Source organism: Amycolatopsis sp. NPDC031561, assembly GCF_055580625.1.
The window spans coordinates 110,066-126,247 of record NZ_JBVILA010000008.1 but is presented as its reverse complement, the minus strand read 5'-3'; the positions used below and the strand labels follow the sequence as shown (position 1 = coordinate 126,247).

At 67.8% G+C, this 16,182-nt stretch carries 14 protein-coding genes and 1 tRNA gene; 8 read left to right on the top strand and 7 right to left on the bottom strand.

Translation table 11 applies throughout. The features are described from left to right. Positions 1-160 precede the first annotated feature (160 nt). From ACZ5IK_RS19000 to ACZ5IK_RS18980, 5 genes are all read left to right on the top strand, one after another. A complete protein-coding gene (locus tag ACZ5IK_RS19000; protein ID WP_465488843.1) occupies positions 161-1,375 on the top strand; it encodes an MFS transporter in 1,215 nt (404 codons plus the stop codon). A 443-nt stretch (positions 1,376-1,818) separates the two neighbouring features. Further along, complete coding sequence (locus ACZ5IK_RS18995; protein WP_465488842.1) at positions 1,819-3,264, top strand: GGDEF domain-containing protein; 1,446 nt, start codon at positions 1,819-1,821, stop codon at positions 3,262-3,264. A 111-nt stretch (positions 3,265-3,375) separates the two neighbouring features. Then, positions 3,376-5,529: a phospholipase A2 gene (locus ACZ5IK_RS18990; RefSeq protein WP_465488841.1), complete on the top strand. Its 2,154-nt coding sequence runs from the start codon at positions 3,376-3,378 to the stop codon at positions 5,527-5,529. A gap of 147 nt (positions 5,530-5,676) precedes the next feature. After that, positions 5,677-7,305 carry an LCP family protein gene (locus tag ACZ5IK_RS18985; protein WP_465488840.1) on the top strand — a complete coding sequence of 543 codons (1,629 nt, stop codon included), beginning with the start codon at positions 5,677-5,679 and terminating at the stop codon, positions 7,303-7,305. 186 nt (positions 7,306-7,491) lie between these two features. Then, positions 7,492-7,962 (top strand): helix-turn-helix domain-containing protein, encoded by a 471-nt coding sequence (locus ACZ5IK_RS18980; protein ID WP_465488839.1) that lies wholly within the window; start codon positions 7,492-7,494, stop codon positions 7,960-7,962. Between the two features lie 72 nt (positions 7,963-8,034). On the opposite strand, the gene ACZ5IK_RS18975 is transcribed toward ACZ5IK_RS18980, so the two are convergent. Then, a complete protein-coding gene (locus ACZ5IK_RS18975; protein ID WP_465488838.1) occupies positions 8,035-9,495 on the bottom strand; it encodes a flavin-containing monooxygenase in 1,461 nt (486 codons plus the stop codon). A 79-nt stretch (positions 9,496-9,574) separates the two neighbouring features. Here ACZ5IK_RS18975 and ACZ5IK_RS18970 point away from each other — a divergent pair, with 79 nt between their 5' ends. Both ACZ5IK_RS18970 and ACZ5IK_RS18965 read left to right on the top strand, forming a co-directional pair. Beyond that, complete coding sequence (locus ACZ5IK_RS18970) at positions 9,575-10,174, top strand: TetR/AcrR family transcriptional regulator (protein WP_465488837.1); 600 nt, start codon at positions 9,575-9,577, stop codon at positions 10,172-10,174. A gap of 233 nt (positions 10,175-10,407) precedes the next feature. Next, a complete protein-coding gene (locus ACZ5IK_RS18965) occupies positions 10,408-10,821 on the top strand; it encodes a hypothetical protein (RefSeq protein ID WP_465488836.1) in 414 nt (137 codons plus the stop codon). Between the two features lie 6 nt (positions 10,822-10,827). Here ACZ5IK_RS18965 and ACZ5IK_RS18960 read toward each other — a convergent pair whose 3' ends face one another. Then, positions 10,828-11,049: a DUF3618 domain-containing protein gene (locus ACZ5IK_RS18960; protein WP_005165704.1), complete on the bottom strand. Its 222-nt coding sequence runs from the start codon at positions 11,047-11,049 to the stop codon at positions 10,828-10,830. 124 nt (positions 11,050-11,173) lie between these two features. On the opposite strand from ACZ5IK_RS18960, the gene ACZ5IK_RS18955 reads away from it, so the two are divergent. Beyond that, positions 11,174-11,247 (top strand) — tRNA-Leu (locus tag ACZ5IK_RS18955). A 260-nt stretch (positions 11,248-11,507) separates the two neighbouring features. Here the strand turns inward: ACZ5IK_RS18955 and ACZ5IK_RS18950 are convergent. From ACZ5IK_RS18950 to ACZ5IK_RS18930, 5 genes are all read right to left on the bottom strand, one after another. After that, the gene (locus tag ACZ5IK_RS18950; RefSeq protein ID WP_465488835.1) at positions 11,508-12,353 is read right to left on the bottom strand and encodes a trypsin-like serine peptidase; all 846 of its coding nucleotides are present in this window, start codon (positions 12,351-12,353) and stop codon (positions 11,508-11,510) included. A 175-nt stretch (positions 12,354-12,528) separates the two neighbouring features. After that, entirely contained in the window at positions 12,529-13,128 is a 600-nt protein-coding gene (locus tag ACZ5IK_RS18945; protein WP_465488834.1) for a dihydrofolate reductase family protein, read from the bottom strand. Further along, on the bottom strand, positions 13,125-13,934 hold the full coding sequence (locus ACZ5IK_RS18940) for a metalloregulator ArsR/SmtB family transcription factor (protein ID WP_465488833.1): 810 nt from the start codon (positions 13,932-13,934) through the stop codon (positions 13,125-13,127). Before ACZ5IK_RS18940 ends, ACZ5IK_RS18945 begins: the two co-directional genes overlap by 4 nt. A 33-nt stretch (positions 13,935-13,967) precedes the next feature. Further along, positions 13,968-14,969, bottom strand: coding sequence for a methyltransferase (locus tag ACZ5IK_RS18935; protein ID WP_465488832.1), 1,002 nt, complete (start codon positions 14,967-14,969; stop codon positions 13,968-13,970). A 23-nt stretch (positions 14,970-14,992) separates the two neighbouring features. Then, on the bottom strand, positions 14,993-16,120 hold the full coding sequence (locus tag ACZ5IK_RS18930; RefSeq protein WP_465488831.1) for an aminotransferase class V-fold PLP-dependent enzyme: 1,128 nt from the start codon (positions 16,118-16,120) through the stop codon (positions 14,993-14,995). Positions 16,121-16,182 lie beyond the last annotated feature (62 nt).

Sequence of the window (16,182 nt, the reverse complement as noted above, 5' to 3'; positions counted from 1 at the left end):
GCGAAGGATTCGCTGGTCTTCTGTTCGTCTCCCTGTAGCCGGAGGCATACTGAACGTTGTTCGGCGGGACATTAACTGTGACTCCCTCGTCGGCCACGTAACAGGCAGGCAAGAATGCGAGGGAGCTGAGTTCACCCGATCGGGGGGAGGTGGTCACGGAGTGAAGACGAACGCGGCGCCGCGGATGACCGCCGCCCTGGCGAACCGCGAGTTCCGCGCACTCTGGCTCGCCGAGGTGCAGTCCCTGATCGGGGACCAGCTGACCATCGTCGCGCTGGCCATCCTCGTCTACGACCGCACCGGCTCCGCGCTGCTCTCGGCGGTGGTCTACTCCCTGACCTTCCTGCCCGCGCTGGCCGGTGGCCTCGGCCTCTCCCAGCTGGCCGACCGCTACCCGAGGCGCACCGTCCTCGTCTACTCGTCCCTGATCCAAGCGGTGCTGATCGGGATCATGGCGATCCCCGGCACGCCGCTCGCCCTGCTGTGCGGGCTGGTGGTGCTGGCCAGGCTCGCGAACGCGCCCGGCAACGCCGCGCAGAACGCGCTGACCCGCGAGGTGTTCACCGACGACGACCTCTACCTCAAGAGCCAGGACATCCGGGGCATCTCGACCAACACCGCCATGCTGCTCGGCCTGGCGGGCGGTGGTCTGCTGGTGTCACAGGTCGGGGCGAGCTGGGCGCTGGCGCTGGACGCCGCGACGTTCCTGCTGAGCGCGGCCGTGGTCCGCTTCTCCGTCTCGCGGCGGGCGGCGGCCTCCGACGGCACCGGCAGCTGGTTCGGCGCGGTGAAGCAGGTGTTCGGCAACCGCCACCTGCGGGTCCTGGTCTGGTTCTCGTGGCTGGTCGGCCTGGCCGTCATCCCCGAAGGGCTCGCCGCGCCGCTGGCCGCCGAGATGGGCGTGGGGAAACAAGCCGTCGGCTGGTTGCTGGCCGCCGATCCGCTGGGCTTCGTCATCGGGGCGTTCCTGCTGTCCAAATTCGTCTCCGCGGAACAACGGCGGAAGCTGCTGGGCGTGCTGGCGGCACTGCCGATGGTCGCCCTGATCGCCTTCGCGCTCAAGCCGGGACTGATTCCGGCCTTGCTCCTGCTCGCGGCGGCGGGCGCCGCGGGGGCGTACCTGATCACGGTGAGCGCCACGTTCATCACCTGGGTCCCGAACGAACTCAGGGGCGGCGCGGGCGGGGTGTACCGCACCGGGTTGCGGGTGGCTCAAGGAATAGGGGCGGGACTCGGCGGGCTCGCCGCCGATCGGCTCGGGGCGGCGACCTCGGCCATCGCGCTGGCAGGCGTCGTCGGCCTGCTGCTGGCCGTCATGGTCGCGCTCAGTTGGGGGCACATCAACGGATCCAGCCCGGAACCGTTGCTGTCATGAGGAATCCACACTGGACGACCCCTGGGGCGGCACGGCCGCCCGGCGGGTTCGTACTCGGAAATCTCGACGGGACACTGCTTCGGCACCTGGGCCTTCGACAGATGGGCGAAAAGAAACGGCTCTCGATCAGAAGTCACGGCTCGACACTGTCACACACCTCCCGGCCACCTCGTTGCTGCGAACTAATACTCTGTCCGGGCTCAGAAGTCACGACTGGACACTATCGGTCACCCCTTCCACGACGCGTCTCGAAAAACATTCAGCTGTCAAGATCAGAAATCACGGGACACGATTGCCACCTCCGGTCGGTGTTCGCGGGCACCCTCGCCGGTGTCGAACAACTGATGCGATGGGATGATACCGGCCGTGGAATACGAACGGTGTATCAGTCGGTACCGGTGAGATTACTCAGCCGTGCCATCCGCGCGGAAAAGAGGTAGCAATTGCCAGCCGAGACCGGCGACCGCCGCCAGCACGGCGACGGCACCGGCGACCTTGACGATCAAGCGGGGACGGCCGCCACGGCGAGCGGTGCACCGGTGACCGAACGCGGGCAGGCAAGCCCGGAAGGTGACCAGGCCGAACCGCCGCCACGCCATCCCTACGATCCCAGGGCGTGGGCGCTGTGGCAGCGGCCGAAGCGGTTCATCGCGTTCCTTTTCGCCATGGAGGCGATCGGAATGGCGATCATGGTCGTCGCCACGATGAATTCCACGAATCCCGGAAGAACAGACTGGGTTCGGTTCGCAATTCTCGCCGTCGGCGCTACGGCGCATATTCAGCTCACCCAGCGACAGGAAGAAAGACGTCGCGATCGAAGCCGCACCGTTCTCATCGATCTCACCGCCGTATGGACATTTCCGGCCGCGGTCATCCTGCCGCTTTCACTGACCCTTTCCATCATCGCGCTCGTCCGGATCCAGCATTGGTTCATCGCCCGGCGGCCCGCGCACAACTTCGTGTTCTCGTCGGTCACCCACGGCGTTTCGGTGACCCTGGCGTCGCTCACCTTCGCCGCGTTCGGGCCGCATGAATGGGGACGGATTTCCGGCTGGGACACCCTGGGCGAATTCGGCGTCCTGATCGTCACCGGGATGGTCTTCGAGGCGGTGCAGATCGCCTACATCGGCGGCATCCTCGCGATCGGCTCGTCGAAGCGGCCGTCGCTCTCGACCGTGCTCGGCAACGCGGCGGACAACCTGCTGGAGGCCATCACGATCGGCCTCGGCGCGGTCACCGCGGTGCTGCTGTTGATCATGCCACCGATGGTGATCGTGATGGCCGTGGTGACGGTGGTGTTCAATCGCCTCGCCGAGATCGACCAACTGCAAAACGACGCGCGGACGGACCCGAAAACCGGTGTTCTCAACATGCGCGGATGGTCGGAGTCGGCCGATCGGGCGCTCGCGAGGACCGCCCGATCGGACGACAACCTTGCGCTTCTGATGATTGATCTCGACCACTTCAAGTGGATTAACGACACATATGGACATCCCGCGGGCGACGACGTCCTCCGCGATGTGGCGCAGAAATTGGACGAGGTCACCCGGCCCGCCGACGTCATCGGCCGGTTCGGCGGCGAGGAATTCCTCGTGCTTCTTCCGGATATCGACGAAACGGCCGCGAAACTCGCCGCCGAGCGAGTGCGCAGCGCTATCGCCGAACTGCATATAGTGACTACCGACAAACGGGGCAGTCGCGTCACCATCGCGGGCCGTACCACCTCGATCGGGGCGGCGCTGTTCCCTCGTCACGGTGATTCGCTGGAGGAGCTCCTGCACGCCGCCGACGCCGCCGTCTACGTGGCCAAGGAGAACGGCCGGAACCAGGTGCGGTTCGCCCAGGATCTGGACCGGCCCGCTCCTCCGTCGCCCACCACCGGGACCTGACGCAAACGCAACTAGAGGACTAAACGCGGCAGGCCCATCAGGGCACCGGGTGGGTGATCCCGGGGGTTATCCGGATGTCGGCCCCGATCGGCGGATGGCACCCTTGACGCCATGCCAGCCACAGCCGACGCCGACCGGAAGCCCGCCAGGATCCGGCGGCCATGGTCGACTTCGGGCTGGTTGCTGCTGGTCACCGTGCTGGTCTTCGGTTTCGGCCTGATCTCGTCGCGGCCCGCCTCGCCGCCGGACCAGGGACCACCGACGGGTGACCTCCTCGCCGCCCAGAACGCGGTCGACGCGCTGGTGCGGCCCGGCCGGGTCGAGAACGTCATCGCCGAACTGCCCGCCGACTTCACCGCGGTCAGCGGGATCACCCCCGGCGTGATGACGGCACGCGACGGCACCGTGCGCGCCGTCCACACCGACGGCGGCTGCTCGGCGCCCTGGGGCGACGACAACACCAAGTGGGATTACGCCGTCCCCTGCAAGGCGCACGACCTGGGCTACGACATCCTCCGCTACGCCGAACGCAAGGGGCACCCGCTCGGCCAGGACGCCAGATCCATGCTCGACGACCGGCTCTCCGCCGACATGCACCACGCCTGCGTCCTCAACCCGATGGACTCGCGCGGCACCTGCGACGTCGTCGCCTCCCTCTACACCGCCGGTCTCGTGCTCAACTCCTGGCACCAGCGCTGGGGGCCGCCGGTCGGTGACCCGCTCGGCCCGATGATCGTCGGGGTGCTGGTGATCGGCACGCTGCTGGTGTTCCGCCTCCGCGGCTGGGTCCGCACCCGCCGGACCGCCGTCACCCTGCCCCGTGAGCCGCGTCCGGTGGTCCCGGTCGGCCGATGGGCCCTGCTCGGGGTCGCCGGGGTCGTGCTGATGCTGCTCGGCGAATCCGCCGTCGCGCTCGCGCACTGGGCAGGCGCGCCGGAGCGGTCGCTGTGGCCGTTCACCTGGCTCGCGCAGCTCTGCCCGCTGATCTTCTTCGCGGTGGGCCGGATCAACGAGGCGGGCTGGCGATCGATCCGCGCGACCGGCGGCCGCTATCCGCAGTACCTCGCCGATCGCGCCAGCCCGCTCCTGCGCCCCGCGCTGATCTTCGCCGTCGTCGCGCTGGTCGTGCCGCTCGCCCTGGAGGTGCTGGGGATCCCGACGGGCACGAACGCCACCGTCATGCGGATCGCGCTGCACCCGCTGTGGCTGCTCGGCGTCTTCCTGCTGACCGTCGTCCTCGCGCCGGCGCTGCTGGCGCTGTATCGCCGGACGCGCACCGTCTCCGTCGCCGGCCTGCTGGCCTTGACCTTGGCGAGCGAGGCCGCGGCGCAGTGGTCCGGCTCGGCGATCCCGCGCTACGCGGAGACGTTGTTCCTCGCCCTGTTCGTCCAGCAGCTGGCGTTCGCCCACGCCGACGGGGTCCGCCCGCCGCGTGTCGCGCTCCTGGCGACGGCGTTCACCGGCGCCGCCGGGCTGGGGCTCGCGGTCGCCGTGCGCGGCGAAGGGCCGATGCTGCTCGGCGGCCCCGGCGCCCCGGCCGCGTTGTCGGGCCCGCCGTGGGGTGTCCTCCTGCTCGGGCTGGTCCAGCTCGGGCTCCTCGGCCTGCTCGCGCGACCGCTGGGCCGGCTCGGCGAGAGTCCCGTGGTCGCCGCCACCGCCCGACTCGTTCTCCGCGCCCCGATGAGCCTTTACCTCGGCTTCCTGTCCGCGATGCTGCTGCTCGTGGCGGTCGTTTATCTGCCCGGCCCGGTCGTGGACGGCCTCAGCTGGCTCGCCAGGCCGAGGGTCCTGCTCGCGCTCGCCCTGCTGGCCGTCCCCGCCGCGCTCGTCTTCTGGTGGTTCGAACGTCATTCGGGACCGCAGCAGCGGGCGGTCGACGAACCAGGCCTGCGTGCCGCCGTGTTCTGCCGCGCCGCGGCGACGGTCGGGATGGCGTACGCGATGCTCGGCGTGTTCGGTTTCGCGCTGACCCGCTTCGGCGGCGCGTCGGCCGACGCCGACCTCCTCGGGCTGCGGCTCGGGCCGGTCCAGAGCCTGGTCAACCTGTTACTCGGGGTGTACCTGCTCCACACCGTCCGGAACGGCACCAGCCGGATGACCGGGACCTGGCTGGTCTGTGCGGTCGCGTGCGCGCCGCCGCTGATGGGCGCCCTCGACGGCAAGCAGGTGAGCGCCGCCTCCGTCGCGCTGCCGGTCGCGACGATCGTCGTCGCGATGTTCGCGGCGGCCGCCACCCTGGTCCCGGCGCGAGCCGCACAGCGCTGACCTGGCCTTCTCCGTACCATTGAGGGCAAACCGGTGGTGCGTGCCACATCTTCGGGGGGATGTGTAATCCTGCGACAACCCGCAACAGGCACCATGCGTCCCTTGAGAAGACCGTAGAACCGGTACCGGAGATAAGGAGCAGACCGCGTGGAGTACCCGCCTCGGAATGGGCATGGGGATCGACGTCCCGCCCGGCCTAGGCAGGACGCGCCCGGACGCGTTCCTTCCCGCCCGGCCCCGCCTCGTGGAACCCGCCCGGCACCCGCCCGCCAGGCCGCGGAGCCGCCGCCCCGGCGCCCGGAACCCCGGCGCGCCCCCCGGCGGCCGTTCCGCGGGCCCAAGATCGCGCTGGGCCTCGTGTCCCTCCTGGTGATGGGCCTGACCGGCTACGCGTGGGCCGCGATGGACGGCCTGACCTTCGCGAACGTCGGCATCGGCGCCGACCAGGGCGACAAGCCCGCCGACGGCGCCCGCGACATCCTGCTCGTCGGCCTCGACAGCCGCACGGACGCGCAGGGCAACCCGCTGTCCAAGGAGGTCCTCGCCCAGCTGCGCGCCGGGCAGGCCGACGGCGAACTGAACACCGACTCGCTGATCTTCGTGCACATCCCGAACGACGGCTCGAAGGCCGTCGCGATCTCGCTGCCGCGCGACTCCTACGTCGACATCCCCGGCGGTTTCGGCAAGCACAAGATCAACTCGGCGTATGCCCGCGCGATGCTCGACGAGCGCAAGAAGCAGCAGGAGAACGGCGTCTCCGACCCGAAGGAACTCGACCAGAAGGCCAACGAGGCCGGGGCGAAGACCCTGATCAAGACGGTCGAGCAGCTGACCGGCTCGACCATCGACAACTACGCCGCCATCAACCTGCTGGGCTTCAGCGAGATCACCCAGGCCATCGGCGGGGTGGACGTCTGCCTCAATGACGACGTCAACGACCAGTTCTCCGGCGCGAAGTTCACCAAGGGCCCGCACACCATCTCCGGTGTCGAGGCGCTCGGTTTCGTCCGGCAGCGCCACGGGCTGCCGCGCGGCGACCTCGACCGGGTCGTCCGGCAGCAGGTGTTCATGGCCGGGATGGCGCGCAAGGTGCTCTCGGCGGGCACGCTCGCGAACCCCGGCAAGCTGAACGACCTGATCACGGCCATCAAGAAGTCCGTCGTGCTCAACCAGAACTGGGACGTCTTCGGCTTCGCCCAGCAGATGAAGAGCCTCACCGGCGGCCAGCTCGAGTTCCGGACGATCCCGATCGTCAACATCGAGTACAAGACCCCGAACGACGGCGTCGCCATCCAGGTCGACCCGAAACAGGTGAAGGACTTCGTCCAGGGACTCGCGGGCCCGCAGCCCGGCGAGCAGGCGCCGTCGCCCACCGAGTCGGCCAACAAGGCGACCACGGTCGACGTCCGCAACTCCACGAACCGGGACGGCCTCGCCTCGACGGTGCTGAAGCAGCTCGTCGACAAGGGCTTCACCGCGGGCGACACGGCCACCGCCAGCGCGCGCAAGAAGACGGTGATCTGGGTCGCCAAAGGCGAGAAGGCGGCAGGCCAGGCCGTCGCCGCCGAACTCGGGGGCGACCCGACCGTCCAAGAGGACAAGAGCGTCGAAGCCGGGCACGTGATGGTCTTCCTCGGCTCGGACTTCAAACAGGCGAGCGGCGCACAGGGCTCCGGCTCCTCGCAGAACGCCGCCGGTTCCTCGGCCGCGGCCCCGCCGCCCGAGCAGTCCGACGAGAAGCCGATCACCGCCGAAGGCGTGCCCTGCGTCAACTGACGCCTTCGCCGCGCGGGCATTATTCACCCATTCGGCCCAGCAGGCCAAAATTGGCATGAAAAGCACCCTCGAAACCGCGTAAGAGCGGACCACCTGCCGACTTTCATTCACGTGAGTGCGCTCGTCCCGGGTTTTGTCACATGGGGTGAGCGATGGGAGCAGGGTTGGCAAGGCAGGGGTCGGGGAGTGCTGATCGACGCTGAGAGCTATCAGCGGATACTCGGAGACGAGCTCCGCAAGCTCCGCCGTAAACGTGGCTGGACACGCAAGGAACTGAACCAGCATCTGCAGAGCGAGATCTCGCTCCAGACGCTGGCCACCTACGAGCTGGGCACCCGGCACTGTTCCGTGGTGCGGCTGGTCGAACTGTGCGTCGCGATGGACGAGCTGCCACAGGATCTGCTGGCCAAGGTGCATCGCCGGGTGTTCGTGGACGAACCGGGCCGGGTCCGGATCGATCTGCGCCTGGTGATCAAGGACGACCAGGAAGAACTGCTCCCCCTGCGACGGTGGGCGGACGATCGGCTCAAGCGGTCGGGCGACAGCGGATCCGCCGAAGTCCATCTCAACTTCGCGGCGCTGGAACGGATGGCCGAACTCTGCCGTATCACCACCGTCGATCTCATCGGAAGGCTTCGCCGGCTCAACCCCTCATGAGCGCGGCGTTCTCCGGTCCGTGAAGGCCTTGCCCCCCATCTGGGCTTTCACGGACCCTCCCTCTTTCCTTCCTCAGCCGAGGAGGTCGTAGTCCTCGCGGCGCACCTTGCGGGTGTCCAGCCAGTACCGCCAGGTGAAACCGGGCCAAATCGTCCGGTTGACGCCCTTCGCATCCAGGTACCAGCTCTTGCAGCCACCCTGTGTCCAGATCCCCTTGGCGAGTTTGCGCTGGATCTCGCCGTTGAAGCGCTCCTGCGCCTCCGGCCGCGGGTCGAGCGCCTTGCCCCGCCCGAGCCGCAGCGCCTGCGCGACGTAGGAGATCTGCGCTTCGATCATGAACACCACGGAGTTGTGCCCCAGCCCGGTGTTCGGGCCGAGCAGGAAGAACAGGTTCGGGAAGCCGGACACGGTGATGCCCTGATACGTCCGCATCCCCTCGGCCGACCACTCCTTGCCCAGGTTGCGCCCGTCGCGGCCGATGATCTCCAGATCGTCGAAGGCGTCCGTGACGTGGAAGCCGGTGCCGTAGATGATCGCGTCGACCTCGTGCTCGACGCCGGCGCCGTCGACGACGCTGTGCTCGCGGACCTCCTTCACGCCTTCGGTGACGACGCAGACGTTCTCCCGCGCGAGCGCCGGGTAGTAGTCGTTGGAGACCAGGACCCGCTTGCAGCCCATGGTGTAGTCCGGTGTCAGCTTCCGGCGCAGTTCCGGATCCTTGACGCCTTTGAAGATGTTGCGCTTCGCGATGCGCTGGCCGATCTTCATCACCCACGGCTGCCCGTTGAAGCCGATCGCACGGGCTTCGAGGCCCCAGTAGAGGATGTTGCGGAAGGCCCGCTGCAGCAACGGCACCGAGGCGAACGCCTTCCGCAGCGCTTCCGGCATCTCGCGATCGGGTTTCGGCATGATCCACGGCGGGGTGCGCTGGAAGAGCGTCAGCTCGGCGACGTCCTTCGCGATTTGCGGCACGAACTGGATCGCGCTCGCGCCGGTGCCGACGACGGCGACCCGCTTGCCCTCGAGGTCGTAGTCGTGTTCCCACTGCGCGGAGTGGAACGCGCGGCCCTTGAAGCGCTCGATGCCGGGCAACTCCGGGATTTGCGGCAGGTGCAGCGCGCCGACCCCGGCGACCAGCGCGGGTGCGACGAACTCCTCGCCGGACTTCGACGCGACGTGCCAGCGGTTCTCGTCGGCGTCCCAGCGGGCGCCGGTCATCTCCTGGCCGAAGCGGATGAAGCGGTGAAGGTCGTACTTCGCGGCGACGTCGCGCATGTAACGCCAGATCTCCGGCTGCGGCGAGTACGCCCGGGACCAACCGGGGTTCTGCTCGAACGAGAACGAGTACATGTGCGAAGGGATGTCGCAGGCACAGCCGGGGTAGGTGTTGTCCCGCCACGTGCCGCCGACGTCGTCGGCCTTCTCCAGGATGACGAAGTCCTCGCGGCCCTCTTTCCGCAGCTGGATGGCCATGCCGAGACCGGAGAAGCCGGTCCCGACGATGACGACACCGGTCTCGGTGCGGTTGCCCATGACCCGACCTCTCGCTCACATTACCTGTTACCGGGAGTTCACCTTACTTGAAGTAGGTTACCTTCGGTAGAGTGTTGTGATGACGACGGCGAAGCGCAAACGCATGCCACGAGCAGAGCGGATGCGGCAGATGATCGAGATCGCCGAGGAAGTCTTCGCCGAACGCGGCTACAGCGCGGCGTCGATGGACGACATCGCGGAGCGCGTCGGGGTCTCCAAGCCGATGCTCTACGAGTACTTCAACTCGAAAGAGGGACTGCTGCTGGCCTGCATCCAGCAGTCGCGGGCGGCACTGCGCGAGGTCACCGAACGGTCGATCGTCGGCGCGACGTCCGCCGAGGACGCGCTGAGGCGCGGGCTGCTCGCCTTCTTCGTCTTCATCCGGGATCGACGGCAGGCCTGGTCGCTGCTCCGCCACGAAATGGCGCTGATCGGCACCGGCGCCGCCGATGAGATCGAGCAGACCCGGCGCCAGCAGACCGACCTGATCGCCGCGCTGATGAGCGGCTACTTCGACTCGGGTGACGACCTACGCGCCGAGGCGTCCGCGGAGTTCGTCGTCGGCGCGTGCGAACGGCTCGCGATCTGGTGCGAGCGGCACGAGGACGTCAGCCCCGAAATGGCCACCGGATACGCGATGGACGTGCTCTGGTCGGGCCTGTCCACGAGGGCCCGCTGAAGCGACCGTGAAGATGCGCGTGCATTAGGCCATTCGGTCGTCACTCAGAGCACATTGCCGCCAGTGTCTTGTGACACAGAGTTGTCCTACTGTATCGATGACACTGTAGAAACTCTGATGGACCTTCGCGACCTCCGTCAGGAGGGGGCGCCACCACCCGAAAGTGGCGTCATGACGGCGGCGTGGCGAGGTCCACAGAGTGACGCATGCTCGCGAGGAGAGGGGTGAGGCGGATGACCGAACCGATCACCGCGTCGTACGTCCAAGAGGACGACGACTGGAAGGTCACGGTCAGCGGCTCCGGCAAGGAACTGACCGGTCGCGCGCCGGGCATCATCGCGGCACGGGACCGGGCGGACCAGCTGGTCGAGAAACTGTCCCCGCCGGAGCGGTCGACCGTGGTGCACCTGCTCAACGGCAGTGCACTCGAGTTCACCGCCGCCTACATGACGGCGAGGCTGACGCTCCCGGAGATCGAACCTCTCGAGGTTCCTCCCCCGGCGAACGGCAAGGCCAAGGAGAAGATCGAGGCCAAGCCCCCGGTGCCTCAGGGCAAGGAACTCCCGAAGGCCGTCGACGAGGCGAAGCCCGCGGAGAAGTCCTCCGAGCCCGCCAAGACACCCGCCAAGGCGGCCCAGACCTCCTGAGAGCCGCTACTTCAGGAGCTTGCGGATCAGCAGGACGCCGATCAGCACCGCCCCGCCGATGAGCGGGTACTTCACCTTGGGCTCGTCCAGCTTCGCGCGCAGACCGGTCTTCGCGGAATCCACGAGCTTCGCGGGGTTCGCCTTCGTGCCCAGCTGGTCGAGCGTGGCGACCAGCGCGTTCCTGGCCTGCTCGATCTCACGCTCGATGGTCTCGGGATCGCGAGCCACGTGTCCTCCTCGCCGCGACGTACTTGCTGGAAGCCCACGTTAGAGGACGCCGCCCCGCGACGTGGCATCGGCCACGCCGAGAAACGCCGAACGTGTCGCACGCTACGATTTCAGGGCGGTACTGGGGCCCGTAGCCCAATTGGCAGAGGCACACGGTTTAGGTCCGTGCCAGTGAGAGTTCGAGTCTCTCCGGGCCCACCCCAGGTCTTCGGCCTGCGGCCGCGCGCTCCATCTGGAGCCGCCCCGCACGGCGCGTGCCACCGGAATTGCCCACGTCCGGCACTTTGATCTCGTGTACGCGAAGGGTCGAGGCCCCGGGCCCAGACCCGAACGTCGCCTTGCACGACGAGCGCGCTCGAAATGCCGAATCGTCGTGGCGATCGGTGCCGCCGCTTCGGCCACGCCCGGAGACAAGGCTCCGAGCGTGGCCGCGCTCACTCCGCTTCAGGATTCCGCCGTCAGTTCAGCCACGCGACGTAGTTGTCGAATACTTCCTGATTGATCCGGGTCCCGGTGTTGTCGTCGAATTGCGTGTCATACGAGCTGTGCACCGCGAAGGCCATGAATACCCTGTTGTCGACGCGGTAAACCGGACCCCCGCTCTGCCCACCCGCAGTGTCGAATCGATAACCGAGCTGACGATCACCCGACCTTCGAATGGTGTCCGCGGTGAACCACTGGGAACCGGCGGGCTGTTTGTCGGTCGGATACCCACGATGAGTGACTTCGACACCGTTCAGATTTCCCGAGTTCGGTTTCATGGCCAGCCAGCCGACCGTGTCACCGATCTTGCAATTCAGCTTGAGTACCGCGTAGTCGTAATCGTAATTTTTCGTCCGGTACCAGCCGAGCACGGTGTGCGATTTGGACACGGCACAGAACTTGTACGGGGCGTCGACGCCGTTCCGGCCCGGCGCGACGCCCAGGTTCTGGTACCAGAATCCGCCGGGACCTCCCGAATGTACGCAGTGCCCGGCGGTCGCGACCTCGGACGGCCCGATCATCCAGCCGCTGCACCTCAACTCCTCGCCGTTCGGCCCGTCGCCCCTGATCTCCACCACGGTTCTCGACGGGAAGCTGGTGGTCAGGTTCTGCCTGGTTCTCGGGAACTTGCCGAAGATCTTCTCCGCGACGACATCGCCCGATTTCTCGTTCGCCGAAAGGCCTACCGTTCCTTTGCTCTGTGATATTTCAGAGATGGTCGCGGGTGGCGCGTTTTCCCCGATGACATCGTCACTGGAAATGGGAGTGCTCGGCAGTTGCGCCGGAGCTGCCGCGGCATTCGACGGAATCGTCATGATCATGGCTGTTCCGACCATGAACGCGGCGAGCAGAGCCGTACGTCGTCCAGTCATTATCCCCCCTCAAGGATGTTCGACTGACCGATACATTACCGTGCGGGGAAATAACGGGCAGCGGCCTATTGGGTGATCGACCTGTGCGCGGCCTTGCTTGCCATAGGCGTTTCGGCCCATCCGGTCAGCGCACACGGTCGTAGACCACCGCCATCTCCCCCAGCTCCCCGACCTCCTGATAGGCCAGCGCCCACTTCGAGGCCGGCAGCCCGTCGACGAAAAGCCGCTGTCCGCCGCCGGTGATCTCGGGGCAGATCATCAGGTACAGCCGGTCGATCAGGTCGTCCGCGAGCAGGGCCTTGATGACGCTCGCGCTGCTGTTGACCAGGATGTCGCCCTCGCCGTTCGCCTTGAGGCCGGCGATGACGTCGGCGACGGGGGCGTTCACGACGCGGGTGCGGTCCCAGGGCGCCTCGGTCAGCGTGGTGGAGAAGACCACCTTTTCCGCGTCGGTGAGCCATTTCGCGTAGGCGCGGTCACGGGGGTCGGCGTTCTTGTCGGAGGCGATGGTCGGCCAGAAGCCCAGGAATCCCTCCGCGTTCAGTCTGCCGAGTACCGCGGTCGTCGCCTTCTCGTGAATGCGGGCGAGGTGACCGCGGGCGACGTCGGTGGTGGCGTACGAGACGATCGCGCCCATGTCGCCGGGGCCGCCGGGGCCGCTGTAGTGACCGTCGAGGGTGAGGGCGATGTTCGCGGTGACGCGGCGGCCGGTCGTGTTCGTCATGGTGTTCGGTCCTTTTCCCGGGTGAGGTGCTTGGCGAGGTTGTCGAGCACCTGGCCCCAGCCGGTTTCGATCCCGGCGATGAACGGGACGGCCTCGACGGTGGTTTCGGTGACGCGCAGGTCGAGCCGGAGCCGGGTCCCGCCCGGCGCGTCGGTGAACTTCAGGTCGTAGTGACCGGTGAAGAAGGTCTCCCCCTTGGCGTCCAGCACCGAGAGATCGAACTCGAGGTGTTCGAGTCCGGTCGCGGCGTGGACCTTGCCCGCGGAGCGATACCGCCCCTCCGCGTCGCGGTAGTCGAGGACGGCACGTCCGCCCGCCCAGGGCTCGATGACGCAGTCGGTGACGGTCATCGACGGCGGCACCCACCAGGCCGCGAGCAGCGCGGGCTCGGTCCACCGCCGCCAGACGGCGTCCCGCGGCGCGGCCAGCAGGCGGTCGAACGAGAACACCCGTCCGTCCGCCCACCGGTCGCGATCCGCGGCCACGGAGTCCGCGCCGATCGCGGCCTGATAGCGCGTGAGGACATCTCGCTCGCCCTCGTTCGCCTCGATGTTCGCGATCAGCTCCCGCAACCGTCCGCCGAAGTCCTTCAGCGGAGCCGACTCCACCGCGTAGACGCGACGCTGCCCGAGCGGGAAGACCGTCACGAGACCGGCGCGGGCGAGGGTCTGCAGGTGCTTGGTGGTCTGCGGTTGCCGCAGGCCGGTCAGCTCGGCGAGCTCACCGACGGACCGGGGCCGCTCGGCGAGAAGCTCGACGATGCGCCACCTCGCTCCGTCTCCCAGTGCTGCTGCGATCTGCTCCATGCCGAGAAGTATTCACTCAGCAGAATATTCTTGTCAAGGAATATCTTGGATCCGGAACTCCAGCAAGCTGCGCTGCCCGGTCAGCGTGGTCACGGAGTCGAAGACCAGGCCATGGGCGACGGCGAGCTCACGAAGCTCATCGAGGCGTCGCTCGCGGCCGCCGTAGAGCACGAGCATGACCAGGTCCCACTCGGTTTGGGCTCCGAGTCCACCGACGGCCTCGATCACGAGGACGCGGCCTCCCGGACGGACAGCCTCGGCGCAGCGGGCCAGGATGCGGTGGGCGTGCTCGTCGTCCCAGTCATGAAGGATGTCGGACAGCAGGTAGGCGTCCGCGCCCGGCGGGAGCGGGTCGAAGAAACTGCCCGCGGTCACCTCGATCCGGTCTCCGAACCCTCGCAGTTCCTTTTCGGCGGCGGCCGCCGTGGGCGCGAGATCGACGAGATGGCCGCGCACCGAGGGGTTGGCCGTCAGGATCGCGGCGAGCAGGCTGCCGTGGCCGCCGCCGACATCGACGATCGTGCCGAAGCGAGACCACTCGAACCCGGCGACGAGCCCCGAGATCTGCGCGCTGAACCGCTGCGTCATCTGCCGGTCGAACGACTCCCGCAGGCGGGGATGTTCGGCGAGATCGGACCAGAAGTCCTTGCCGTAGCGGCGAATGTAGCCCGCCTGGCCGGTGGCGACGCTGTGCGCGAGCTCGATGAACGCCAGTTCGCCTCGCCCGCCGGCGGCCTCCATGTCCAAGAGTCCAGCGAGGCCATTCCCTGCATCGGCGCGGAGGTTCGCGCCGTAGTCGGTGGTGCGGTACCCGTTCGATGTCCGTTCCAGGACACCGAGAGTGGTGAGGTGACCCAGCAGCAGTTCGAGCGCGAGCGGGGATTGGCCGAGTTCGGCCGTCAGATCGCCGGCTTCCGCACCGTCGCCGGACAGCCTGTCCGGCAGACCGAGGGTGACCGCGACCCGCAACGCCATCGGCGTCGCCAGCCCGGCCAGTCGGAGGAGTTCGTTCCTGTCGTTGTCATGGTTCGCCACGAAGATTCACTGTGGCAGTGCGGTCAAGCGAGAATCTCCCGAACCGCGACGAGCAGGCAATCGATTTCGTCCTCGGTGTTGTAACCGTGCGGCGAAATCCGGAGGCCGCCGGATCTCGCCGAGCACGCGATCCCGCGCGCCTTGAGCCGTTCCGCCAGCAACGGGACCGGCAGTCCGTCCACCCGCACGGACACGATTCCCGAGCGATGCCCGGTGCCGCGTTCGGAAAGCACCGTCGCGCCGATCTCGGCGAACCCCTCGCGAACCCGTTCGCAAAGACCGTCCACATGCGACCAGATCGCCTCGATTCCCGCGGACAGCAGCAGTTCGACCGAGGCCCCGAGGGCGACGATCCCGGCGGCGTTCGGCATCCCGCCTTCCAGCCGCCGGGCGCTGTCGTCGGGCACGTAGTCCAGGTTGTCCCAGTCCTCCCGATGGGCGACCGAGTTCCAGCCCGGTTCCAGTGGCCGCAGCAGGTCCAAACAGGACTCCCGTACGTAGAGCACGCCGCAGCCCTGCGGCCCCAGCAGCCATTTGTGCCCGTCGGCCATCGCGAAGTCGACACCCCATTCCTCCAGCCGGGCCGGGATCACACCGAGCCCCTGGATGACGTCGACACAGAAGAGCGCGCCCGCATCGCGGCACACCCGGCTCAGCGCGGCGAGATCGACTCGCCAGCCGTGCCCGAACTGGACCCAGCTGGTCACCACGAGTTTGGGCGGCGGGCCCGCGGCGATCGCCTCGGCGAAGGCCTCGGTGGTGAGCTCACCGCGCACGCGATCCACCACCACGCCGCGATCGGCGAGCGCGAGCCACGGGTACAGCGTGGACGGGAACTCGAAGTCCGGGATGACGACGCGGTCGCCCGGCGACCAGTCGAGTCCGTTCGCGACGAAACCGAGGCCGGTACTGGTGTTCTTCACGAAGGCGACGTCGCGGGACGGCACCCCCATCAGCGTCGCCACCGACGCGCGGGCCCGTTCGATCGCCGCACTGTGCGCGGCGTAGGTGAACTCGCCGTCCAGTGAGACCTCGACGGCTTGCCGGTGCATGGCCTCCACCGACGACGTGGGCAGCGGGCAGATCCCGGCGTGATTGAGGTAGGCCCAGCGCTTCACGGCGGGGAACTGCTCGCGCGGCAACGGAGTCATCGAATCCTCCTCAAGTGAACACCGTGTCCACTTCGTGGATCCGAAGCTAGTCGATAACCGGT